General features: G+C 71.8%; 19 protein-coding genes and 4 pseudogenes. 6 read left to right on the top strand and 17 right to left on the bottom strand.

Going from position 1 to position 23,279, the window contains the following annotated elements; all coding sequences use genetic code 11:
- Window positions 1-27: 27 nt before the first annotated feature.
- The 4 genes and pseudogenes from AB5L52_RS39460 to AB5L52_RS39445 form a co-directional block, all read right to left on the bottom strand.
- A complete protein-coding gene (locus AB5L52_RS39460) occupies window positions 28-828 on the bottom strand; it encodes a GNAT family N-acetyltransferase (RefSeq protein ID WP_369368075.1) in 801 nt (266 codons plus the stop codon).
- A gap of 203 nt (window positions 829-1,031) precedes the next feature.
- Window positions 1,032-2,048: a hydroxyacid dehydrogenase gene (locus AB5L52_RS39455; RefSeq protein ID WP_351018939.1), complete on the bottom strand. Its 1,017-nt coding sequence runs from the start codon at window positions 2,046-2,048 to the stop codon at window positions 1,032-1,034.
- A gap of 160 nt (window positions 2,049-2,208) precedes the next feature.
- A pseudogene (locus AB5L52_RS39450) lies at window positions 2,209-3,238 on the bottom strand (Gfo/Idh/MocA family protein).
- The gene (locus AB5L52_RS39445; RefSeq protein WP_369368074.1) at window positions 3,223-3,897 is read right to left on the bottom strand and encodes a ThuA domain-containing protein; all 675 of its coding nucleotides are present in this window, start codon (window positions 3,895-3,897) and stop codon (window positions 3,223-3,225) included. Before AB5L52_RS39445 ends, AB5L52_RS39450 begins: the two are co-directional and overlap by 16 nt.
- A 428-nt stretch (window positions 3,898-4,325) precedes the next feature.
- On the opposite strand from AB5L52_RS39445, the gene AB5L52_RS39440 reads away from it, so the two are divergent.
- Window positions 4,326-4,619, top strand: coding sequence for a hypothetical protein (locus AB5L52_RS39440; protein WP_351018945.1), 294 nt, complete (start codon window positions 4,326-4,328; stop codon window positions 4,617-4,619).
- Window positions 4,620-4,633: 14 nt separating this feature from the next.
- On the opposite strand, the pseudogene AB5L52_RS39435 reads toward AB5L52_RS39440, so the two are convergent.
- Window positions 4,634-5,125 (bottom strand): annotated as a pseudogene (locus AB5L52_RS39435) (rhodanese-like domain-containing protein); the annotation flags it as partial.
- Window positions 5,126-5,344: 219 nt separating this feature from the next.
- On the opposite strand from AB5L52_RS39435, the gene AB5L52_RS39430 reads away from it, so the two are divergent.
- Window positions 5,345-5,473, top strand: coding sequence for a hypothetical protein (locus AB5L52_RS39430; protein ID WP_369368073.1), 129 nt, complete (start codon window positions 5,345-5,347; stop codon window positions 5,471-5,473).
- 26 nt (window positions 5,474-5,499) lie between these two features.
- Window positions 5,500-5,634, top strand: a pseudogene (locus tag AB5L52_RS39425) (MarR family transcriptional regulator); the annotation flags it as partial.
- 15 nt (window positions 5,635-5,649) lie between these two features.
- Here the strand turns inward: AB5L52_RS39425 and AB5L52_RS39420 are convergent.
- Both AB5L52_RS39420 and AB5L52_RS39415 read right to left on the bottom strand, forming a co-directional pair.
- Window positions 5,650-5,856, bottom strand: a complete 207-nt coding sequence (locus tag AB5L52_RS39420; protein ID WP_351019495.1) for a hypothetical protein — start codon at window positions 5,854-5,856, stop codon at window positions 5,650-5,652.
- A gap of 15 nt (window positions 5,857-5,871) precedes the next feature.
- Entirely contained in the window at window positions 5,872-6,666 is a 795-nt protein-coding gene (locus AB5L52_RS39415; RefSeq protein WP_369368072.1) for a TetR/AcrR family transcriptional regulator, read from the bottom strand.
- Between the two features lie 265 nt (window positions 6,667-6,931).
- On the opposite strand from AB5L52_RS39415, the gene AB5L52_RS39410 reads away from it, so the two are divergent.
- Window positions 6,932-8,647, top strand: a complete 1,716-nt coding sequence (locus AB5L52_RS39410) for an MFS transporter (protein WP_369368071.1) — start codon at window positions 6,932-6,934, stop codon at window positions 8,645-8,647.
- 84 nt (window positions 8,648-8,731) lie between these two features.
- Here AB5L52_RS39410 and AB5L52_RS39405 read toward each other — a convergent pair whose 3' ends face one another.
- Genes AB5L52_RS39405 through AB5L52_RS39390 form a run of 4 tightly spaced genes read right to left on the bottom strand, consistent with a single transcriptional unit; the run spans window position 8,732 to window position 13,532 of the window.
- A complete protein-coding gene (locus AB5L52_RS39405) occupies window positions 8,732-9,766 on the bottom strand; it encodes a 2-hydroxyacid dehydrogenase (protein ID WP_351018953.1) in 1,035 nt (344 codons plus the stop codon).
- A 25-nt stretch (window positions 9,767-9,791) separates the two neighbouring features.
- Window positions 9,792-10,397 carry a histidine phosphatase family protein gene (locus tag AB5L52_RS39400; RefSeq protein ID WP_369368070.1) on the bottom strand — a complete coding sequence of 202 codons (606 nt, stop codon included), beginning with the start codon at window positions 10,395-10,397 and terminating at the stop codon, window positions 9,792-9,794.
- Window positions 10,394-11,932: an FGGY-family carbohydrate kinase gene (locus AB5L52_RS39395; protein ID WP_369368069.1), complete on the bottom strand. Its 1,539-nt coding sequence runs from the start codon at window positions 11,930-11,932 to the stop codon at window positions 10,394-10,396. The genes AB5L52_RS39400 and AB5L52_RS39395 overlap by 4 nt, the downstream gene beginning before the upstream one ends.
- Complete coding sequence (locus tag AB5L52_RS39390) at window positions 11,925-13,532, bottom strand: FGGY-family carbohydrate kinase (RefSeq protein WP_369368068.1); 1,608 nt, start codon at window positions 13,530-13,532, stop codon at window positions 11,925-11,927. The genes AB5L52_RS39395 and AB5L52_RS39390 overlap by 8 nt, the downstream gene beginning before the upstream one ends.
- A gap of 313 nt (window positions 13,533-13,845) precedes the next feature.
- On the opposite strand from AB5L52_RS39390, the gene AB5L52_RS39385 reads away from it, so the two are divergent.
- The gene (locus AB5L52_RS39385) at window positions 13,846-14,667 is read left to right on the top strand and encodes a DeoR/GlpR family DNA-binding transcription regulator (protein ID WP_351018963.1); all 822 of its coding nucleotides are present in this window, start codon (window positions 13,846-13,848) and stop codon (window positions 14,665-14,667) included.
- Window positions 14,668-14,899: 232 nt separating this feature from the next.
- Window positions 14,900-16,231, top strand: a complete 1,332-nt coding sequence (locus AB5L52_RS39380; RefSeq protein WP_369368067.1) for an MFS transporter — start codon at window positions 14,900-14,902, stop codon at window positions 16,229-16,231.
- 97 nt (window positions 16,232-16,328) lie between these two features.
- Here the strand turns inward: AB5L52_RS39380 and AB5L52_RS39375 are convergent.
- From AB5L52_RS39375 to AB5L52_RS39350, 6 genes and pseudogenes are all read right to left on the bottom strand, one after another.
- Window positions 16,329-16,845, bottom strand: a pseudogene (locus AB5L52_RS39375) (LysR substrate-binding domain-containing protein); the annotation flags it as partial.
- A gap of 103 nt (window positions 16,846-16,948) precedes the next feature.
- Window positions 16,949-17,752 (bottom strand): IclR family transcriptional regulator C-terminal domain-containing protein, encoded by an 804-nt coding sequence (locus AB5L52_RS39370; protein ID WP_369368066.1) that lies wholly within the window; start codon window positions 17,750-17,752, stop codon window positions 16,949-16,951.
- A gap of 94 nt (window positions 17,753-17,846) precedes the next feature.
- Window positions 17,847-18,755: a zinc-binding alcohol dehydrogenase family protein gene (locus tag AB5L52_RS39365; protein ID WP_369368065.1), complete on the bottom strand. Its 909-nt coding sequence runs from the start codon at window positions 18,753-18,755 to the stop codon at window positions 17,847-17,849.
- 381 nt (window positions 18,756-19,136) lie between these two features.
- On the bottom strand, window positions 19,137-19,304 hold the full coding sequence (locus tag AB5L52_RS39360) for a hypothetical protein (RefSeq protein WP_351018973.1): 168 nt from the start codon (window positions 19,302-19,304) through the stop codon (window positions 19,137-19,139).
- Window positions 19,305-19,319: 15 nt separating this feature from the next.
- Window positions 19,320-20,939 carry an amino acid ABC transporter substrate-binding protein gene (locus tag AB5L52_RS39355; protein ID WP_351018976.1) on the bottom strand — a complete coding sequence of 540 codons (1,620 nt, stop codon included), beginning with the start codon at window positions 20,937-20,939 and terminating at the stop codon, window positions 19,320-19,322.
- 4 nt (window positions 20,940-20,943) lie between these two features.
- Window positions 20,944-23,112, bottom strand: coding sequence for a hypothetical protein (locus AB5L52_RS39350; RefSeq protein ID WP_369368064.1), 2,169 nt, complete (start codon window positions 23,110-23,112; stop codon window positions 20,944-20,946).
- Between the last annotated feature and the right edge of the window lie 167 nt (window positions 23,113-23,279).

The raw sequence follows: 23,279 nt of genomic DNA, 5'->3' as shown, positions 1-23,279 counted from the left end.
CTTTCCCGCCGGTACACGCCGGGGAGGTCAGCCCTTCAGGGCGTAGAACTGCATCGGCGAGTTCGGCTGGAAGCCGATGCGGGGATAGACGGGTGCCCCCGCCGCCGTCGCGTGCAGGGTGGCCCGGGTCAGGCCGGTGGCGCGGGCGCCCTCCTGGAGGGCCTTGCGCGTGACCGCCTCCGCGTAGCCACGGCGCTGCCACTCCGGGGCGGTGGCGACGAGCACGACGAAGAGCCGGCCGTCGGTTGCCACCGTCGCGGCGCAGGTCACCGGGACGCCGTCCCGTACGCCCAGATAGGCATGCACCTCGTTCTTCCACAGCGTGGAGCCGAGGAGCCCGTCGCGGCCGACCTCCAGCGGGAATCCGTAGGCGCGTGAGTTCAGGTCCGCGTACGCCTGCAGCTGTTCGTCGGTGGTCACGCGCACGAACGTCAGCTCGGGGTGGGACGGCTCGGGCAAGGGAATGACGTCTCCGGCCATGCCGGTGCCGGGGAAGGCGTACTCCAGCCCCGCCTTCTCGGCGGCCGTCCGCACGGCCGCGCGGGCCTCGGCGTCGAGGAGGTCCTCGAAGAGCCACAGGAATCCGGGATGGTGCTTCGCGCGCATGATGTCCGCGGCCTCGCCCAGACGTTGCCCGACGAGTGCCGCGCCGGCGTCGACCTCGGTCAGGGTGACGCAGTTCCAGAAGGGGAACCGGCAGTCGGCCCAGCGGACGGCGATGCCCGGCAGGTCCCGCACATCGGCATCCGCGTCACGGTCGAGCACCAGGGCGCGCCAGCCCACGGCGAGTTGCTCCATCGACTCGATCGACTCCGTACGACCGGGCATCGGACCTCCTGAGGGGTGAAGTGGGAGACGGTCCTTCCCGTCATAGCCGCTTCGCCGTGTGCTCGCTCGCACACCCACGGCAAGGTCTGGATCTCGCCCCCCGGCCCGGGAAACGGTCTCGGTCCAGGCCGGGGAAGCCCGGTGGGTTCGGCGCCCTGCGCGACGGCGCCGTGCCGGCGTTCGGGCGGCGTCCGCGGTGGCGCTCAGGCCAGGTGTGACAGGGCCTCGCGGGTGACCGCGCCGAGCAGCGGCTCGCCCGTCACCCAGCGATCGACCTCCGCCGCCGCATACCGTCCGAGCCGTTGCACCTCGCTGCCCTGTGCGCCGGCGATGTGCGGGGTGACCAGCACATTGGGCAGGGACAGCAACGGGTGGCCGGACGGCAGCGGTTCGGGGTCCGTGACATCCAGGTACGCCTCCAGCCGCCCGGACGCACACTCACGGGTCAGCGCCTCCGTGTCGACGATGGCACCCCGGGCCGTGTTGATGAGCACACCGCCGTCCGGGACGAGCCCCAGCATCGCGGCGTCCAGCAGACCCGTCGTCTCCGGCAGCAGCGGCGCGTGGACGCTCACCACCCTCGACCGACGGCACAGCTCGGCCAGTTCGACCCGCTCCGCGCCGAGCCGGCGTGCCTCGTCGTCCGTCACATACGGGTCGCTCAGCAGCAGCCGGTGGCCCGCGTCGGACCGCCGTAGAGCGGCCAGCACGCCGCGGCCGATGCGTGACGCGCCCACGATGCCCACCGTGCTGCCGTCGGCACCGGAACGCCCCGCGAAGGCCGGCCAGCCCTCCTCGTAGTGGGCTGCCATGGTCAGGGTGCGCCGGGCGGCGAGGGTGATGAGGGCCAGCGTGTAAGCGATGACGGGGCCGGCGTTGGCGTCGGCCGCCGACGACACGACGATGCCCCGTTCCCATACCGCGTCGCTCACCAGCGACTTGACGGTGCCGGCGGCGTGCATCACCGCGCGCAGCCGGGGCGCCCCGGCCAGCACGCCGGGCGTGAGCCGGGGGCAGCCCCAGCCGCTGATGAGGATCTCCGCCTCGGCGAACTCGGCGGGGAACATCGCCCGTGGAGCCGAGCGCTCCGGGCCGGGGGCGAGCCGGACGCGGGCGGAGAGGCGTTCGCGCAGCGCTGCGGGAAGCACCTGGTCCGCGATGGCGGGGTCCATGACGCAGACCGCCACAGGCAGGTCGGGGCGGTCGGGGCGGGCAGTCATGTGGTGTGGTCCTCTTTCGGTCTCTCGGTCTCTGGTCCACCATCTGGAACCGCCGCAGCGCGCGTACGACACGCCCGTCCACCGACCGTGCCGAGCGGTTCCGCGTCGGGCAGCGGGCGTTTCGGCGGATCCGTCGAGGCGGCCCGGTTGTCAGCGAACCTCACCGCACTCGGCGCGCGGGGCCTGTCACCGGGGCGGGGCGCTCGCAGGTACTGGTCACCGGCAGCGCGCGGCCCTGACCGGCCGCGTCCAGGAGCGTGAGCATGATGTCCAGGACGTGCGCGGCGAGTTCGGCCGAGGCGCGGTGCGGACGCCCGGCCGGCAGGGCCTCGGCCAGATCGGCGAGGCCCACGCCCCGCCCCGCGTCCCGGCAGCCGGCGGACACGGGCAGCGTCTGTCAGCCGTCGCCCCGGTGGATCTCGACGGAGCCGTCGAAGCCGTTGGGGTCGGGCACGGACAGCGAGGCGTCGGTGCCGTGCACCTCGATGCGCGGCAGCCGGGCGGCACGGATGTCGAAGCTCATGACCAGGGTGGACAGAGCTCCGCCCGCGTGCTCCAGGACGCCGGTGAGGTGGGTGTCCACCTCCACCGGGAAGGTGTGCCCGGCGCGGGGTCCGCTGCCGATCGTGCGCTCCGTGCGCGGTCGGGAGGAGGCACCGGTCACCCGGACCACCGGGCCCAGCAGGTGGACCAGTGCCGAGAGGTAGTAGGGGCCCATGTCGAGCAGCGGGCCGCCGGCCGGCTGGTAGTGGAACTCCGGGTCCGGGTGCCACCTCTCGTGGCCCGGGCCGGTCATGAAGGCGGTGGCCGCGACCGGCCGGCCGATCAGACCGTCGTCGACTGCCCTGCGTGCGGTCCTCCTTGCGGTTCGCCGCGAGGGGCTTCTCGCCGTACACGTGCTTGCCCGCGCCGAGTGCCGCCAGGGCGGCGTCCGCGTGCGCGGCCGGAATGGTGAGGTTGAGTACGGCGTCCACGTCGTCCCGGGCCACGAGGGCGGCCACGGACGGGGCCACGGCCACCGGGTGCTCGGCCGGCGCCTGGTGCGCGCCCGCTGCCGCGCGGCCCGGGTCGAGGTCGGAGACGGCGGTCAGCCGCAGGGACGTCAGCCGCTCCAGCGTCGAGAGGTAGGCGCCGCTGATCTTCCCCGCGCCCACGATGCCGATGTGCAGGGGCTTCAGCGGCTCGCCCACAGCAGTCCCCTCTCGGTCAACGTGCGCACCTGAGGCACGTCGAAGTCGTCGGGCTTGTGCCCGATGGTCGAGACGAACACCCGCCCCGCGCCCCACGTTCTGGCCCACACGGCGGGCATCGCCGCCGGCCGGTCGCGCAGTTCGTCGGGCGGGAAGGTGGTGGTGGCCAGCACGTCGATGTGCGGGTCGGTGAGTACCCAGTACTGCTCGGTGTGTACGGCGAAGTCGTCGAGCCCGGCGATGACGGGATGATCGGCGTGCTCGGGCGACAGGTGGTACGTGTGGTCGTGGAAGCCCGGCGGGTGCATCACGAGCCTGCCGCCGGTCAGCAGGTGGTAGCCGTGATCGTGGAAGGAGTCGACGATGCCGCCGTGCCGGCCGGCCAGCCCGGTGCCCGCGCGCACCGCGGCGGCGAGATGCTCGCTCTGCTCCCGGGTGATGGTCCCCATGGTCCAGCACTGCACGATGAGGTCGGTGGCGGCCAGGCGCTCCGTGTCCTCGTACACCGCGAGGTCGTCGGAGGTCTCGACGGTGAATCCCCGCTCCTTGAGGAACGGGGCGAATCCGTCACTGATCGTCACGGGCTGATGCCCGTCCCAGCCGCCGCGGACGACCAGCGCCCGCCGGGTGTCAGTGGTCAAGGTGGTGCACGCTCCCATCGGCTCCGCGCGCGGCGGTCGGGGTGGAATGGTGTCGGCCAACAGCCAGTCCGTTCAAGGGAATTGCCGCTGTCCGGGGCGATGTCGCGCAAGGTGGCATGTGAAGGTGTGAACGGGTACGGACGCCCTTCGACGCGGTGGAGCGATCACGGTTGTCCGGCATGCCCCGGACAGGGCAGGCCGGGCGGGTCCCGAGATAGGACGCTGGCAAAATATCTCGGTGACCGGGAGGCGCTGGGCCGCCGTAGTCCTGGTGGGAGCGTCGGCCGTGGCCGTCGTAGCGGCATGGCTGAGCCCGCGCCCGGGGTCGGTGAAGCGGAGCGGGAACAACTCCTGCGCACGAAGCGCTGACGCTCATACCCCGCCAGGTATCGGGCCCCGGGTGGCGACCGCGGGGACGGAACCGACCGGCGGAGGAGCGTGAACCGATGACGACAGCAGAGAGCGGCCGACTCCACAGGATCGAAGTGGGCCGCGCGGAAGAGGTACCTCTGGTGACCACGTGCGGGCGCCGGATCCAGGTACGGTGCCTGCGGCTCGGACATCCGGACCGGCCCGTCAGCCGGATCGCTCTGAACGTCGGAGAGGACCAGGGCGGCGAACCGGGAGTCTGGGCCGCACTCACCCCGGACGAAGCACGTGGCCTGGCCCGCCTTCTCCTTGAGCAGGCGGGCACGACCGAACAGTCCGCCGATGTCCGGCCCCGGGACGGCGTCTCCTGATGTCCTGACGATGGTCAGCCGCGGCGCAGTGCCGCGAGCGTCGTGGCCAGGTCGGCCGGACGCGGCCGGTTGTGGGGCGGCTTGCCCAGCAGGACGGCCATACCGCAGGTGTCGGTGAGCGCGGAGACGACGAGGCCGCCCGCGATGCCCGCCGAGAGGAGCTCGAAGGCCGGGTGGACGAGGACACCGAGGAGCAGACCCAGGAGTACGACCGTGCCGGCGGTGAAACGGATCTGCCGCTCCATGCTCCAGACGGCCCGGGTCTCCCAGGCGGCGGGCCGGTGCAGCTCGTGTCCCCCGGCCGCCCACGCGACGGTGCCGCCGACGAGGGTGGCGGCCGAGACGCCCCGCTCGGCAAGAAGCTTGCAGGCGTTCTCCGAGCGGGCGCCGGAGGCGCACACCACGAGGCGGTCGCCACGTCCCACGGCTTGCCGGATCTCGGGCAGCGCGCGACGGATCTGGTCCAGGGGGATGTCGAGGGCGCCGGGCAGGTGACCGGAGGCATGCCGCCCACCACGTCGACGGCCTCGACGCCCCGGGCACACAGCAGTTCGGCGGCCTGCCGGGATCGGTTGCCCGACCGGGAGAGTCTGGTGCGACACAAGCGGGACGAGCCCGGCGCGACAGGGGCAAGACGAGGAAAGGCGCCAGGGACCCACGGGCAGGCGTCCGAGCCGCGGGCGGGCGCCCCCGTACCTGCGTGCGGTGCGGCTACCCCTTGCCGCATGTCCGCGCAGCCTCGTTCCGACGCCTCCGCGCCCGGCTCCGCCCCGCAGGCGCCCGAGGCCCGTCTGCTCACCGAGGCCGTCACCGGCTGCGCCGCGCGCTGCGCTCCTCGATCCGCACCGACCTGACCGACTACCCGTGGGAGGCCCTTCCCATGGCCCAGATCGAACTGCTCCAGGTGCTCGGTGAACGCTCCCCCGCCCGGATCAGCGACCTCGCCGCGCGCCGTCGGCTGGCCCCGAGCACGGTCAGCGGACTGATCGGCCAGATGATCGCCTCCGGACTGGTGGCGCGTGGCGTGGACTCAGCCGACCGCCGGGCCTCCGTCGTCACCCTCACCGACACCGGGCGCGAGAAGCTCGCCGCCTGGACCACCGCCCACGAACGCCGTATCGACGACGCGCCGGCCGCGCTCGACGACAGCGCCAGGGCAGCCATCACGGACGCGCCGCCCGCCCTGTTCCAGCTCGCCGAGCACCTCGGCGAACCGGCCACCGGCACTACGGCGCACCGACCGAAGCAGGGATCAGCCGGCGTCCGGGCCCACGGAGGCCGCCGAGTCGGGCAGATAGCTCGCCAGGCCGCGCAGGATGATCTCCAGACCGATGTCGAAGCGCTCGTCGGAGGAGTCCGACACGATCAGCCCGGCCAGGGCGCGCAGATGGGGAAAGTCGTCCGCGGGCAGGGACGCGAAGTAGTTCCGCATCTCGTCGGCCATCGCACGCCAGTCGGGGCGGGCCAATGAGGCGTCGTCACCGCCCTGCCCGGCGGCCCGGTCCTGCCACATGCCCTCCTCCAGGACGAACCCGTCGATGTAGGTGGAGATGAGGTCACCGGCCATCGCCGCGATGCGGTCGGGCAGTCCGGAGGTCCGGAAGACGGCGAGCAACGCCTCGACGTGGGGCAGCAGTTCGGTGGTGAAGGGGACGTGGGCCATGGAGATCCGGGCCATGTCTCGATGGGACCGCAGGCGCCGCCGTCCGGAGCGGGCGTAGTTCCGCACCTGCTCCTGCCACCGCTCCGGGTCGGGTGCGGGCAGCTCGGCACCGTCGAAGAGCCGGGTGTACATCAGCTCCAAGAGGTCGTCCTTGGAGCTGACATGGGCGTACAGGGCGGAGACCGCGACCCCGAGTTCGGCGGCCACCTGACGCATCGACAGCCCGTCGAGACCCTGGCGGTCCAGCACGGTGAAGGCGGCCTCGACGACCCGTTGGCGCGACAGTGGTGCGCGCGCGGGCGCGACATGGGCGCGAGCGGGGCGCCCGCGGTCCCAGGGGGACGGCGGAGGAGATGTCGGGGTGCCGGCGGCCGGGTCGGTCATGAACACAGTCTAGGCGTGGGGGAGAACAGTGTTCTCCGTCGACGAGCGGCGTTCAGGCACGGCGCATCCAAGACACGATATATCTTGTCCGGCGCCGGGAGTTGCGCTATATCTTAATGAACACCGTTCTTCTGGTGAGCACTGTTCTGCTACCTTGAACAGTGTTCTCCAGTGTGCTCGGCCACGTCCATCAGGCAGTCACAGCCATCCGTCCCACCGCGCTCGCGGCGTCATCGCCGCGTGGCCCTTCCTGCGAGGAGTTCCGATGTCCACCACCGGTGTCGCGTCCGCCGAGGCGCCGCCCACCGACTCGCCGGCGCCCTACCGATGGCGCTGGGCTGCGCTCTTCGTGATCCTGGCGGCCGAGGTGATGGATCTCCTCGACGCCGTCGTCACGAACATCGCCGGGCCCTCCATGCGGGCCGACCTGGGCGGCGGAGCCTCCACGCTGCAGTGGCTCGCCGCCGCGTACACCCTCTCGATGGCCGTCGGGCTCGTCACCGGAGGGCGGCTCGGCGACATTCACGGGCGGCGCCGGATGTTCCTGGTGGGGGCCGCCGGTTTCACGCTGGGTTCGCTGCTGTGCGCGCTGTCCGTGTCGCCCGAGATGCTGATCGGCGCACGCGTCGTCCAGGGACTCTTCGGCGCGGTGATGCTGCCGCAGGGCCTCGGCATGATCAAGGAGATGTTCCCGCCGAAGGAATCGCAGAAGGCCTTCGGCATGTTCGGCCCGGTGATGGGGCTGTCCGCGGTGTGCGGGCCGATCCTGGCGGGCTGGCTCGTGGACGCCGACTACTTCGGCACCGGCTGGCGGATGATCTTCCTGATCAACCTGCCGCTGGGTGCCGCGGCCTTCCTCGGTGCCCTGCGCTTTCTGCCGAGGGGCAGGTCCGGGCCCAGGCCGCGCCTGGACATCCCCGGCATGTTCCTGGTCTCGCTGGCCGCGCTGCTCATCATCTTCCCGCTGGTCCAGGGACGTGAGTACGACTGGCCCGTGTGGACGTTCGTGATGATGGGCGCCTCGGTGATCGTCTTCGCGGCCTTCGGCAGGTACGAATCGCGCCGCAGCGGGGCCGGGCGGGACCCGCTGGTCGTGCCGAGCCTCTTCCGCAAGCGCGGATTCAGCGGCGGTATGACCCTCGGGCTGGTCTTCTTCTCGACCATGCAGGGCTTCATGCTGGTCTTCAACCTCTACACCCAGATCGGCCTCGGCTATTCGCCGCTCAAGGCCGGCCTGGTGATGGTGCCCTGGTCCGGCGGCATGATCGTCGGCTTCGGTATCGCACAGGGTGTCGCCCGGTTCGGGCGGGCCGTGCTGCAGGCGGGCGCGCTCGTCATGGCGGTCGGTGTGTTCGGCGTGTGGCTGACCCTCGACCAGGTCGGGAGCGGCGTCGGCCCCTGGCAGCTCGTGCCGTCCCTGCTCGTCACCGGCATCGGCATGGGCCTGCTGATGGCACCGTTCTTCGACATCGTGCTCGCCAGCGTCGAGTCGCACGAGACGGGCTCGGCATCCGGCACGATGACCGCCGTGCAGCAGCTCGGCGGCGCGTTCGGTGTGGCGCTTCTCGGCACCATGTTCTTCGGTCTGCTGGGCGGCGGGATCGCCACCGCCGTCGACCACCACGCGGACGGTCTGCGGGGGAAGTTGACCGCCGCGCACGTCGCGCCCGCCGCTCGCGAACGCATCGTGGCGGACCTGCGTACGTGCGCCTCGGACCGGGCCGTCGCCAAGGATCCCGCCGCGACCCCGGCCTCCTGCGCCCGCCTGGAGAAGGACACCCGGTCCGCCGTGACCTCGCCTCAGGCCGGCGCGCAGATACCCGCCGCGCTGCGGGACACCGCGTCGTCGGCCTTCCGGAGCGGTTTCGGCTCCGTCATGCAGACGATTCTGTGGATCGTCGACGGCATGCTCGCCCTGACCTTCCTGCTCGCCTTCCTCCTGCCACGCCACGCACGCCCCGAGGAGTCCGCCGGGCACTGAGCCGCAACCACAGCCGCACAGGCGCAGGCGCAGGCGAACGGGACGGCCGGTCACCACCGAGAGGTGGCTGCCGGCCGTCCCGTTTCAGACCTCGGGGTTGGCGCAGTGGGCCAGCGGCTCGCCGCGCAGGAAGCGGCCGACCTCGGCGGCGACGATCCGGGCGGCCTTGTGGGCGACCTCGCGGCTCGCGCCGGCGATGTGCGGGGTGAGGACGACGCCCGGGGTGGACAGCAAGCGCGAGCCGGCCGGTACCGGTTCGACGGGGAACACGTCGAAGCCGGCGGCGGCCAGACGCCCCGAGTCCAGCGCGTCGCACACCGCGTCGTAGTCGACCAGCGCGCCGCGGGCGCAGTTGACGAGGACGGAGCCCTGCGGCATGGCCTCGATCTGGGCCTGCCCGATCATGCCGCGGGTCTCGTCCGTCACCCGCGCGTGCAGCGAGACGATCCGGGAGCGGCTCAACAGCTCGTCCAGGGACACGAGTTGCGCGACATCCCGCACCGCCTCGGGCCGTACGTACGGGTCGTGGACGAGGACCGTGGCTCCCATGGCGTTCAGGACGCGGGCGACGCGCGAGCCGATGGCGCCGAAGCCGACCAGACCGACCACCGAGCCGTCGATCTCCACGCCACAGCGGTCGTAGTCGTAGTAGTCGCCCCGCCAGGTGCCCCGCTTGAGGTCGGTGTGGACGTCGCCGATGCCGCGGGCGGCGGCGAGGATGAGCGCGAGGGTGTGCTCGGCCGTGGCCACGGCGTTGCGGCCGGGGGCGTAGCAGACGGCGACGCCATGGCGCGTCGCGGCCTCCAGGTTGGCGTTGACCGGTCCGCCCCGGCTGACGCAGTACAGCTCCAGGTCGGGACAGGCCGCCAGCACGCGTTCGGTGAGGGGCGCCATCTGGGTGACGCAGATCCGCACGCCCCGCAGCGCCTCGATCAGCTCCTCCTCCGTGCCGGACGCCTCGTCGACCTCGGCGACCTTGCCGAACGGGGTGTGCGGCCAGGGGAGTTGGAGCTGCCGGATGTCCAGGTCGGTGCCGGCGGGCGTCGCGACGCGCAGTTCCTGTTCGAGAAGCCGGGGCAGGACGAAGTGGTCGCCGGCGGCGAGGACGGTGGTGGGCACGGTGGATCTCCCGGAGAGCGAAGGATCAGCGAACGGGTGCGTTGAGGCGGAGCAGGGACGCCTGACCGTCGCGCAGCCGCAGTTCGGTCAGCGCGCCGTTGTGCAGGGCGGGGAAGACCTGGCGGTAGCGCGCGAGGGGAATGCCGAGGAGCTTGCACAGCACGAGGCGCAGCAGGGTGGAGTGGGCCACGACGAGGACGCGCCCGTCGGGGAGTTTGTGCGCGGTCTCCTCCAGACAGTCGACCGCGCGGTCCGCCGCGGCGGCGGGATGTTCTCCGCCGGGCAGGTGGTGGGCGACCGGATCGGCGAGGAAGGCGGCCAGCGCCTCGGGGAACTCCTCGGCCATCTCGGCGCGGGTGAGACCGTCGCCGCGGCCGAAGTCCACCTCGTACAGGCGGTCGTCGACCCAGGGGGTGAGGCCGAGCGCAGACGCCGCGGGCTCGGCGGTCAGCCGGGCCCGGGACAGCGGTGAGCAGAGCACGGCGTCCAGGCGCTGCCCGGCGGCCCAGGCGCCCAGTTCGGCGGCCTGTCGGCGGCCGAGTTCGGTGAGCGGCACGTCGGTGCGGCCGGCGTAGCGGTTGTCCGCGTGCCACACGGTCTCGCCATGGCGGACGAGGACGAAGTCGGTCACTGCTGGGCCTTTCCGCGCGCATGGTCGGCCACGGACTGGTCCAGCCAGCCGCGGCGGGCCAGCGCGTCGACGAAATCGAGGTAGACGGGGAGCATGCGGGCGGTACGGGCGGGGTCGGGGCGGAGTTCCTCGCGCAGCCGCACCATGCCGCCCGCGGCCTCCTCCAGCGTGGCACCCGAGGCGGTGGCGGCGAGCACCGCCATGCCGAGGGCGCTCTCGGACTGCTCCGGCAGCCGGGCGGTGCGGCCCAGCACATCGGCGCGCAGCTGCGACCAGTAGCGGTTGCGGGCGCCGCCGCCGGTGAAGGTGAGCGGGCCGTCGACGGGGGCGCCGAGGTGGTCGAGATAGTCGAAGCAGAGCCGTTCCACCAGTGCCACGCCCAGCAGGCAGGCGTGGAACTCCTCCGCTTCGCCCGAGGGTTCGCCGAGGACGAAGGGCTCGGCCTCGGGGGCACGGAACGGGAAGCGTTCGCCGCCCGAGCCCACCAGCGGGTAGACGACGGCGGAGGAGCCGGTCGCGGCGGCGCGCGCGGTCAGCGCGTCGAGGCCGGCGGGGCGCACGCCGGGGAAGCGGTGGGCGAGGACGCCGGCGCCGCTGCTGGAGGCGCCGCCGGGCAGCCAGGCGCCGCCGGGGCCGCGGTGGCAGTACACGACGCCACCGGGATCGCGGACGAGGTGGGGGCTCGCCCCCTTGAACACCAGGGTCGTGCCGAGTACGGAGTTCCAGGCGCCGGGCGTGAGCGCACCGGCTCCGATCTGTGCCGCGCAACCGTCGGTCATGCCCGCGGTGATGAGGGTGCCGACGGGGATGCCGGTCGCCTCCGCGGCGTCGGCGCACACGGTGCCGATGACCGTTCCGGGCCGTACGACGTCGGGCAGCAGGGCACCGGGGACGCCGAGCGCGTCGAGTTCGGCCTCGGGCCAGCGTTCGGCGATCAGGTCGTAGCCGGTCTTCAGGGCGTGGCTGGCGTCGCTCGCGACCTGGTGCCCGGCCAGCCGCCAGGTGATCAGGTCGGCCTGGTGCAGCAGACGGGTGCCCGCGGGAAGACCCTTGCCGCCCGGACGGGAACCGTCCCTGTCGCCCGGCCGGGTCGGGTCGTCCAGCAGCCAGAGCAGTTTGGGCAACGCCCAGGACGGCTGCATGGCGCGGTAGCCGAGCTTCTGCCACACCCGTCCGCCGCGCGTGTTGACGCGGTCGGTGTGGGCGTCGGCCCGGCGGTCGTCGTACATGAGCCCCGGGGTGAGGGGGGTACCCGCCGCGTCGGCCAGGAGCACGGTCCCGGAGGTGGCGTCCACGGCCAGGCCCCGCACCCGGTGCGGGTCGATACCGGTCAGGGCCTCGCGGCAGGCGGCGGCGAGCGCGGACCACCACTGCTCGGGGTCCTGTTCGTGCCGTACGCCGTCGCGGCGTCCGGTCAGCGGACGTGCGGCGGCCCCGAGCAGCCGGCCGGTGCCGTCCACGGCGACCGCGCGGGCGCTCTGGGTGCCGAGGTCGAGTCCGAGGTGGACGGCGTCGGGTGACAGGGCGTCAGACATGCGGTGCCTCAGGGGTGCGGCCGGAAGTGGCGGACGGTACAGCAGCGGGCGCCGAGGCGGAGGCCGCGGCCGCCGGAGCCACCGGTGCAGGTGCGACTGCCGGTGCGGGTATGGGTGCGGGTGTGGGTGCCCAGCCGAGGGAGCGGGCGGTGTCCCGCCAGGTGCGGTACGTGTCGTAGAGCCCGTCGTAGAACGCGGCGCGTTCGGCGTCCGGTTCCCAACTCGCGCGCATGCGGACGTACTTGGCGGCGGCGCTGTGCATGCTGCGCTCCGCCCCGGTGAGGACGAGACCGGTCAGGAACGCCCCCTTGGCGCCCAGCTCCGTGTCGGCGCTGCGTGCCGTCGGCACGCCGGTGACGTCCGCGATGAGCCGGCACCAGTCGTCGCTGGCGGATCCGCCGCCGCACAGGCGCAGTTCATGGACCTCGGTGGCGGACGCGGTCAGGCAGTCGCGGACGACGAGGGACAGGCCCTCGAAGACGGCACGGGCGACATGGGCGGGGGTGTGGTCGAGGGACAGGCCCCAGAAGGCGCCGCGGGCGTGCGGGTCGAGGAAGGGAGCGCGCTCGCCTGCGGGCGAGAGGTACGGCAGGAACGCCAGCCCGCCCGCGCCCGGTTCGGTGCCGAAGGCGAGCCTGCCGAGCTGGGCGGGGTCCTCGACGGACAGGGTGCGGCAGGCCCAGTCCAGGACTTCGGTGCCGGAGAGGGTCGGGAAGGCGCGCAGGATGCGTTCGCGACCGCGGTAGGCGATGTTGATGCCGCACGGCTCTCCGCCGGTGTCCGGCGCGCGGGTGACGATCTCGGTGCACAGGGTGGTGCCGAGGATGGCGCAGGCCTGTCCGGGGTTGACGGCTCCGGCGCCGCGGGCGGTGGCGGCGATGTCGTAGGGGGCCATGACGACGGGCAGGCCGGCGGGCAGGCCGAGTTCGGCGGCGGTGTGCCGGGTGATCTCGGCGATGCGCTCGTGCTCGCCGAGGATCCGCGGCAGCAGCGGCTCGGCCCACTTCATCGCGAAGAGGTCGAGGATCACGGGGTCGTAGCCGCCGGTGGTGTGGTCGAGGAAGGGCGCCGAGGCGTCGGACTCGTCGACGGCGCTGACTCCGGTGAACTTCAGGAACAGCCAGCCGGCCGCCGTAAGGGCGGTACGGGCGCGGCGCAGGCGCTCCGGGTCGTGCTCGGCGAGCCAGCTGAGCACGGCGTTCGGCATGCCGCTGCAGGTGAGGGAGCCGTTGCGGCGGAACGCGCGCTCCAGGACGCCGTCGGCCTGCCAGCGGGTGAGCAGGTCGCCGGCGCGCCCGTCGGACCACAGGATCGCCGGGCCGGTGGGGCGGCCGTCGCCGTCCACGAGCCAGCAGCCGTCGCCCTGTGCGGTGAAGCTCACCAGCCAGACCGGGTCCTGGTCGGTGCCGAGCTGGGACAGGGCGCTGCGGACGGTGAAGACGACGCCGTTCCACACGGCGTCCATGTCCTGCTCCGCCCATCCGGGACGGGGCCGCAGCACCTCTGTGCCGATGCGGGCGACCGCCAGCTCCTGACCCTGGTCGTCGAACACGACGGATTTGATGACCGAGGTTCCGACGTCGATGGTGAGAACCGACATGACTGCAATCCCTGCCCTTTCACCAAGGCCGCGCCCACGGACCGGACCTGCCGGATCGAAATGTCCGGCCCCCTGCGGCTCGCAGAAATAGGGGAACGCGGATCCGGGGGGACCGTCAATCAGCCGTGCGAATTATCCCGCGGCCGGACCTCCGGGCCGTGTTAAATTCCCTGCCGGACCGGGCGACCACCCCCGCTCGCGTGCCGCTCGCACCGACACGGGCCAGGTCACGGACCGCCTTCACCGTGTTACGTTCATGTGGGATTCTCACGAGGCACACGAGGCTCTTCTCACCCGGAAGGGAGCGGCTGCCATGGCCGGTTCGGACGCCCGGACGGACGCCCAGGAGGAGCGTCGTCATCAGCTGCGCGAGCTCGTTATGGGCAAGGGGTTCGTCCGTACCGCCGACCTCGCCGACACGTTCGGCGTCAGCATCATGACCATCCACCGGGACCTGGACGCCCTTCAGGCGCAGGGGTGGCTGCGGAAGGTGCGCGGCGGGGCGAGCTGTCTGCCCTCGACGCAGTTCCACGGCAGCGCGGGCGAACGTCTGACGACGATGGTGCAGACGAAGCAGCTGCTGGCGCGGGCCGCCGCCGAGGAACTGGCACCCGGGCAGGTCGTGATGATCGACGACTCCACGACCTGTCTGAATCTCATCCGGCATCTGTCCGATCACACCCCCATCACGGCGATCAGCAATGCGCTGCCGGTGATCTCGGCCCTGGCCCGCGAACCCGGTGTGGCCCTGATCGGGCTGGGCGGCACCTATTTCCCGGCGTACGACGCCTTCATGGGCGTGCACACGGCGCAGAGCGTGGAGGCGTTCCGGGCGGATGTGCTGTTCATGTCCACCACGGCCGTGACCCAAGGCCGCTGCTATCACATGTCGCCCGAGACGGTGCAGGTCAAACGGGCGATGATGGCGGCCGCCGCGCGCCGCGTACTGATCATCGACCACACCAAGTTCGCCCAGCAGGGCCTCTACGCGCTCGCCCCGCTCAGCGACTTCGACCTGGTGCTCGTCGACGACGCGGCCCCGGCCGGCGAGGTACGGCGGCTGCGCGACAACGGCGTCCAGGTACGCACGGTCTCCGCCACCTCCGGAGAGCTCCGGCCGCACGCCGCCACGTGAACATCACACGGTTCTCACGCGGCGCGCCGCAGCACACCGCACTCCGCACAACGCTCTGATCAGGGACGACGCGCTCAACCCCGGATCCCCTGCGCACCGCCGGAACGACAACTTAACGCCACGGGCCACACGGCTCGCGAGGTCTTTCCCCCGACGGATTGACCCCGCCCCGGAGCGGACTTTTCATCTGTGCCACGCCGTACGGCACTCCGCTCCCCATTTCCGCAAGAAGGTGGCCGCCGTGACCGTCCCCCCGAATCCCCATTCCGCAGCCGCGAAACCCGAGCCCCGCGGATTCCCGGACCGCACAGGTATTCCGAAGGCCCTTTCCTGGGGATTTCTCGGTGTCCTGATCTTCATGATCGGTGACGGCGTCGAATCGGGATTCCTCTCGCCCTACCTGCTGCACGAGGGCATCTCCAGGGAACGCGTGGCGCTGCTGTTCACCGTGTACGGCGTCACGGCGAGCATCTCCGCGTGGTTCTCCGGAGCCCTCTCCGACCTGTGGGGTCCGCGCCGCGTGATGATGCTGGGCCTCGGCATCTGGGCCGCCCTGCAGGTGGTCTTCCTCGGCCTCGCGGTCCCGACGCACCACTACTGGCTGCTGGCGATCAGCTACGGCCTGCGCGGCTTCGGCTATCCGCTCTTCGCCTACGGCTTCCTGGTCTGGGTGACGGCGGTGACCCCCCGCCACCGGCTCGACTCGGCCGTGGGCTGGTTCTGGTTCGCGTTCACCGGCGGGCTGCCCACGCTCGGCTCACTGGTCGCCAGCTTCACGGTGCCGTGGCTGGGCACGTATCGCACCCTGTGGTTCGCGCTGGTCCTGGTCGTCGCGGGCGGTCTGATCGCCCTGCTTCTGGTGCGCGAGCCGACGGGCCGGAACCGGCTGGCGCCCAGCGGCGAGCGTCCGGTGGCCACCCTGCTCGGCTCGCTCTCCATCGTCTGGCGCAACCCGCGCATCGGCGTCGGCGCGGTGGTCCGCACCATCAACACCGCGGCACAGTTCGGCTTCCTGGTCTTTCTGCCGGTCTTCTTCACCGACACGCTGGGCTTCTCCCTGACCGAATGGCTACGGCTGCTGGCGGCGATGTTCGCCACCAACATCTTCTTCAACCTGCTCTTCGGCCTCGTCGGCGACCGCCTGGGCTGGCAGCGCACCGTCACCTGGTTCGGCGGCGTGGGCTGCGCGGTCACCACACTCCTGCTGTACTACGGCACCGTGGCCGCCGGCGACAACTTCGCCCTCGCCATGGTGCTGGTGAGCCTCTTCGGCGCCACACTCGCCGGCTATGTGCCGCTGTCCGCGCTGATGCCCTCACTGGCGCCGGAGCACAAGGGCCAGGCGATGTCGGCGCTCAATCTCGGCGCGGGCGCCAGCACGTTCGTCGGCCCGGCCGTCGTCGCCCTCTTCCTCGGTCCGCTCGGCGTCCAGGGCGTGATGTGGATCTTCGCCGGCCTCTACCTGGTGAGCGCCGGCCTGACCCGCTGCCTGACCCTGCCCGCACAGTCCTCCGCGTCCGACACCTCCCTGGCACCGGTACCGAGCACGGCCGAACAGGTGTAGTCACCTGCCGGCCCGCACCGCTTCCGGCCCTTCGGGTGGGGAGCGGTGTGCTCATGTCCGCCCGGCGCCCGGAGAGCGCCACGGCGGTGAAGACCTCCGGTACGGTGGTCAGCCCACAACCGGCGGCAACCAGCTGGAGCTTGGCCGGCCAGTCACAGGCCATGTGCGCGATCTGGCCGCCCGTCCAGGCCGGGCCACACCCCCATCACGCGGCGCTCCCCCGAGGAGGAGTCGGCGATCCAGCGCTGCCCGCGCAGATCGGCCACGTCGACGAAGTCGCCGCGGGCCAGAGGGGGCCGACGGGCACCGCCAGCCGCAGCGCACGTTCCGTCAGCGTCTGCAGCTTCAGCGGGGGCGACACGGTGGCCGGTGGCCGCAACGCCGGGGCGGAGGCGAGCAGCGCCAGGTACAGGCTGCCGACCCGCAGAGGGCACACCAGCGCCGGGGTGCCGCCCGCTCGGCCGATGACCTGCAGACCGGGGTCCGTCCGAGGCAGCGCGGCCGGGGCCCGGGGCACCAGGACGGCACCGGCGCTGGGGAACCAGCCCAGCCGGACCGTCCCGGACTGCCCGGACCATCCCGGACTGCCGGGGCAGGCCCGAGAGTTCCCGGGCCGGCGTTCGCAGGTGGAGCAACTCCCCAAGAACCACGAGTACTTCGCGCACATGCGCCAGTACCGGGCGGAAGGCTACGCCACACGCGGTGTGCGGTGGATGATCAGTCGGCCGGCCAGGCTCCGCCGAGTCGGCTGAGACCGGCGGCCGCCGTGATGGTGGCGTAGATGTAGTGCAGCGGAGCCTGGGGCATGACGTCCATGGGCTTGAGCAACAGGACCGCGCCCCATATCGATCCGTCCCACAGGACGGGGGCGGCGACGGAGTTCCACTTCGCCATGCACTCCTGGTACCCGAGGGCGTACCCCTGGTCGCGGATGTCGACGAGCGAGGCGAGCAGCTCGTCGCCCTCCCGGATGACGCCGGGACCGGCTTCCTCCGGGACGGGATCGGCGGCCACCCGCCGCTGGATCTGTTCGGGCAGGAAGGCGAGGATCGTCCGGCCCGAGGCGCCGGTGCGCAGCGACCGCGTGACCGACAGGACGTCGCGCGGTGTCATGCCGAGCTCGACGAGGTCGGAGTCCCCCACCGCCATGTCCAGGCACTGTCGGCCCGCTATGCCGAAGGGGGCTCTCATGTACAGGAAGACCAGGCCGTTGTCGGTCGCCCTGCGCAGGCTCTGCAGGACCTCGGTGGCCTCGCTGCCGGAGAGGTTGTCCTCGGCGAGGGCGTGGAGCCCGAGGTCGCCGACCGTGCTGCCGAGCTGGTACAGGCCTCGGTCGATACGGACGAAGGTGTTGTTGTAGGTCCCGGCGGTGAGCATGCGGCCGGTGGTGGAGTCGTCGAGATCGGCGGTCTTGGCGATCTCGGACAGCCGGTGGGCACCGGGGCCCAGCGTGATGAACGCCTGCTGCACCCGCATGAAGCGGTCGGCGTAGCTGGTCCCGGTTCCACGCTGTCCACTCATCAGCCCGTACCCCCTTCAGTGCGCCCGTGCCCGTCCTCCTGGGCTTCGGTGGTACCCGGTCGCCGGTACCACCTCGTACGGGGGTACAAGACTATTACGTGGTGGGGTCGAGACTGAACTTGCCCGTTCCCGTACGACTGTTGAGCATCTCGTGCACCTTCGCCGCGTCGGCGAGCGGGTGCACCCCGCCGGTCACGATCTTGAGCGAGCCGTTGGCCACGGCGTCGAAGAGCTGCCTCATGGACGCGGCCAGCGGGAGCGTCCGGTCGGAGTACAGGTGCGGGAGCCAGAAGCCGGCGACGGTGATGGACTTCTGGAGCAGGGTGTGCACGGGGACGTCGGCGAGCTGCCCGCCGGCGAATCCGTACACGACGAGCCTGCCGCGCGGGCCGACCGCGTCGAGGGTCTGCTGCAGCGTCGTGCCGCCGGTCATCTCCAGCGCGGCGTGTACCGGGCCGCCCGCCGCATCGAGGATCCGCTCGGTCAGGCCGTCCTCGGCACAGGAGTCGACGGCAGCCGTCGCCCCCAGCTCCAGGGCCAGCCGGCGCTTCTCCTCCGTGCCGGCGAGCGCGATGACCCGGGCGCCGGCCCGGTGCGCCAGCTGAACGGCCAGTGTGCCGACGCCGCCGGCCGCGGCGGGGATGACGACGATCTGCCCCTTGGTGATCTGGGCGACCGTGAAGAGGAGGTGGTACGCGCTGTTCCCCTGCAGGGCCAGCGGCACCGCCTGTTCGTCGGTGACCTCGTCGGGAACCTCCCATTGCAGCCTGCGGTGAACGGACACCTTCTGGGCGTAGCCGCCGCCCCGGGTCAGCGCCACGACGCGCTTGCCGTCCGCCGTGGTGCCGACGACCTCGTTGCCGGGGACGTAGGGCAGCTCGACCGGCGCGAGGTAGGTGTTGCCCCGGACATGGACATCCGCGTAGTTGACACCCGCCAGCCGCACATCCAGCAGGTTTTCTCCGCGTGCGGGCTCGGGGTCGGGGACCTCTTCCAGTCGCAAGACCTCAGGGCCGCCGAATTCCCTCATGACAATGGCGCGCACAGCACTCCTATCGATGCAAGGCCGGACCTGTACCCACGACAGGCTAGGACATCCCTGTCACGCCCCTGACTTGGGTATCGTGCCCTATGCATCTTTCTCGCAAGGTGAGAAACAGCGGCCCATTTCTCGCTCAGCAAGAAAGTTCAACCTTAAATTTCTCGCGAGATGAGAAGCGAAATAAGCGGGTTGCAATTGCCCATTCAATAGAGACATAGTGATGCCGCCTCGTTTGCCGGGCACTTTCCCCACTGCCGGCCGTCACGGGGGTGCGGCCGGCGGTGGGGGGAGACAGGGATCAAGCCCGGCGTGCCTCCGGCGTGCCGACGACCCAGCAGTCGGTCAGGGCCAGGTGGCCGGCGCACAGCCCGTCAGAATGGCGCGGAGCGCCAGCTGGACGGCCACGATGGCTCCGTGCCCGAGCCGCATCAGCACGACTCCCGTCACGCCGGCCACCAGTGCCAGAGCCCCGAAGCCCAGCACAGGCGTCCAGTCCGGGAGATGAGGCATGCCGGTTCGGTCTTCTCAGGGGGTTCGGCTGGGGATGACGCAGTTCTTCGGTTGTTCCTGGCCGGTGGGCCAGCCGAGGCCGACGAACCGGAGCCTGCCCGGGCCCTGCCGGCCCGGGTCCAGCTCGACCACCGCGACCGGTTTGTCGTACGGGTTTCCGCCGCTGGTCAGGCAGATCAGGCCGCTCGTGCCCTGCACCCGGTGCCGGGACTGGAGTTGCGGCCATTCGCCGCCCACGTCTTCCAGGCCGGGCACCTTCTCCGCGTCGCCGCTCTGTACCTGGTGCAGTGCCGTGCCGATGGTGACCAGGCCGTCGTACACGAGCATCGTCCGGGAGTCCTCCAGGTTGGGGGTGGAGCCGAGTTTCGTCCCCTGGTGGAGGGTGCTCTGCATCAGTCTGTTCAGGTTGTCCAGGGCAGCACGGGGCTCGGTGAGGTACTGGGGGAGTTCGTCCTCGGTGGGCTTGCGGTGGTGGGTCGTCCGGAACTGCTGGGTCCAGGTGGCCAGTTCGGCACCCCAGGCGTCCGGATGCGCGGGAGCGGCGTACTGGACGGTCACCTTCGCCTTGCCGTCCGCGCCGCGCAGCTGTGCCCAGTCCTGGTCCGTCATGTTCTGTCGCAGCGAGGCGGCGTCGGAGCCGCTGATGATGGTGTAGTGCCGGTTGGTGCAGTCCATCTGAGCGAGCTTCAGCGCGAACAGTCGCAGATGGAGCGTACGCCCCGCGAAGTAGACCGTGTCGGCCTCGGAGTCGCAGATGTTGTTGGCGATCTGGGTGAACTGGTTGCCGGTCGAGCCCGGTTCGTCGATCGCCGGGGAGGTGTAGGGCATCGCGTCGGGACCGGGCGGCCCCGTCTCCTTGATCCCGCTGAACGCCTTCGCCAACGACTCGTCGTAGCTGTCCGGGCGCCTGTCGTAGACCAGCACCGTCCTGCGGTTCTCGCGGCCCTGTGCGCCGTTGAAGTTGGCCAGTGCCTGGGCCACGTCGTGATTGGTGGGGATGATCCGGGCCAGGCCGGGGAACTGCGGCTTCGCCATCCCGTCCGCCCCGTCCTGGTTCGCGATCCGGTCTCCGGTGATCCGGGAGGCGAGCACCGGAATCCTGTGGTCCGTCAGCCGTCTGACGGCGGCCTCCGTGGCATCGAGGCTGAGGTTGAATCCCGTGACGGCGCGCAGCTGGTCCTTGGGCGAGTCGGCCATGCGCACCAAGGTGTCCACGACGTTCGACTGGTGGCCGTAGTCCCGCCCGGGGTTGGCCAGCACCAGCCGGATCCTCGGCGGCTCCCCCTCGCCCTCATTGGCCTCCAGCTGTCCCAGATACGCCCCCTGCAGATCGCTGCGCATCTCCCGCCGCGCCGCCGCCACGTCCGAGTGAAGCGGCAGCATCATCGCCACCGTCACATGGGGCTGACCTGCGATCTTCGCGTTCTCCTGGGCGATGGCCCGGGCCACGTCGCCGATCTCCGGTGTGCCGAAGTCGTAGCCCGCTCCGTTGACCCCGATGCACTCGCCGTCGATCCGTTCGACCCCCTCGGCGCAGGTGTCCGGCCTGCTGAGGACGGACCAGCCGAACAGGCTCCCGGCCACGACCGCCGCCGTCACCACCAGCGTGTAGAGGATCTTCTGCCATCTGGGCACGCCGTTACCTCCTTCGCCCGAGCTGATCGGTGCAGGCGCAGCGCAGCAGCGGCTGCTCGTTCTCCGCGAGGCCGCTCCAGTCGGTGGCCGTCCTGCCGAGCTGCCCGGCGCCGTCGAACTCCATGATCGAGAGCAGGTCCAGCAGCTTGGCGAGGGTGCGGGCGGTCTCCCTTCCGGTCGGCCTGGTCCGCTCCTCGCACAGCCACACCGCGTGCAGCAGCTGGTCGACGGTGCGGCGCAGCGCCGGTCCGTCCACCGCCACCAGTCCCTGGGCGCGCTCCCGGCGGGTGTCCGCGCCACCCGGATACGGTGCCTGCGCGATCTCCAGCAGCTCCGCGCACCACTCCTGCGGACGGCCGGGCAGCGTGGCGGCCAGGTGACGGACCACGTCGTCCACGCCGCCGGACACCAGGTGGTGGTTCATCCGGTGCGCCATGACCGAGCGGAACGCCCCGCCGCTCGACGCCCCCTCCTGCGCCACGCGTCCGGTGAAGTGGTCCCGCAGCAGGTGGTGGTCGGCGTACCAGGCGGCGCCATCGGGGCGCAGCCCGTACAGCCGGTGCACCAGCAGCTGACGCAGCCCGAAGTCCCCTATGAAGTGCCGCTCGCAGCCGGGCCACCCGGTGTCGGTCAGCAGCTGCGCCACCTGATGCGCCGTCAGACGGTGGACGCGGTCCGACTGATGATGGCGGAGCAGGACGTCCGCGCACTCCGCGTCGTGTGCCACCGACAGATGGGTGAGCAGATCGAGCCACTGGTCGTGGTGCTCGGCCGGCAGCCGTACCGGCAGCTGCTCCAGGATCAGTTCTCGCAGCAGTACGTCCGCCACCGGCCGCTCGGAGTCCCCACTGCCGGGGAGTCGCAGCGGGGCGTCCAGGATGTCCCGGTCATTGGCGTCCGCCGGCATCCGGAAGGCGGCGGCAGCGGCGGCCAGCCGGATCACCGTGTGCGGCCGTCCGCCGCTCAGCCGGGCCACGGCGGCGTCGATACGACGGCGGTTCGTGCCGCCCTCCGGCTCCGCGCGCCGCTGTCTGCGCTCGGTCTCCAGGCAGAGCTGGTCGCCGGTGAGCAGCGGCATCCGCAGCAGGAGCACCCCGTCGGCCAGCGGTGCCCGCTCCGCGGGCGAGTCCGTACGCCGGGACCACGCGGGCGGCACGCCGTCGGCGGGCCGGAACTCCGCCGGGGACGGCACCTCCTGCGGCGGCAGTCCCCCGTACAGGAAGGCGCCGCCGTCCGCCCGGCGCGCCGTGCCCACGATCACCACGCGGTCGCGCTGCCCGCCCCGGCGGTCGGTGAGCACGGCGCGCAACAGCTGCTCCCCCAGCGGCGACTCGGCGCGGTCCAGCAGCACCGCCGGGCGGCCGACCCGGCGCAGCCAGCCGAGCGCTCCCGCATACGCCGCCTCCAGGTCCTCGCGCAGCGCCCGGAAGAGGAAGCTCTCCGCCAACTCCCGCTCCTCGCCGCCGGTCTGGAAGTCGGCGGCGAGGTCGCGCAGCCCGTGCTCGGGCTGACCGGCCGCGCCGGGATACGCGCCGTAGATCCGCGCCAGTTCCGTACGGCCCCGCGGCGCCAGGCTCGCGAAGAGGGCGTCCAGCAACGCGTTGGCCACCGAGGCCGAGTACGGGTCGAGCGTCTGCCCGGACAGGGTCGTCAGCAGGTTCCGCAGGGCTCCGCGCAGCGCACCCCGCCAGAAGTCGCCTGCGGCCAGGCCACGGAGGTGCTGCTTCTGCGGTAAGTCCCCGTACCGTTCCACCTCCGCCGCGACCGCGTCGGGGGTGCCCTCCGTGACGCCGGTCGCGATCATCGCGAGGCCCGCGAAGAGCCGGGGAAAGGCGAACGAGCCGCCCGTCCCCTGCCAGGTGCCCAGCCGCCGGGCGGCCTCCACCAGGGCCTCGGTCGCGGCGGAGCGGGCGCCCGGCTCCGGTGCCGCCCGGTCCGCGTACACCGGTGAGCCGCAGTCCACATGGATCACGGGCACTTTGGTGGCGAAACGGTCCCGTACCGCGCGCAGCAGCCGCCCCTTGCCCATGCCCGGGCCACCGGTGAGCAGCACCACGGGCAGGTCGGGGCCGTACAGCGGTTCCCGGCCGCCGCCCGAGGGCGACCGCCCGAGCAGGCGCGCGAAGAAGCCCTCCGTACCGAGGAGTCTTTCGAACCCCAGGTCCTCACACACGGATCCCCCATGGATGCTCTCCCGCCCAGGAGCAGGTGATCGTTGTGGTGAAAGGAGATTAGTGGAACATAGAGCCTTCTGTTCGGACAACGATCGGTACGTGAAAGGAAGTTGGTGATGATGGGCGCGATGGCTCGGGAGGGATCCCGCAGGCGATAAAGGATGTG

This window comes from Streptomyces sp. CG4, from assembly GCF_041080655.1.
In the GTDB taxonomy this organism is placed as follows: Bacteria; Actinomycetota; Actinomycetes; order Streptomycetales; family Streptomycetaceae; genus Streptomyces.
This window is presented reverse-complemented; position numbering and strand designations above follow the sequence as displayed.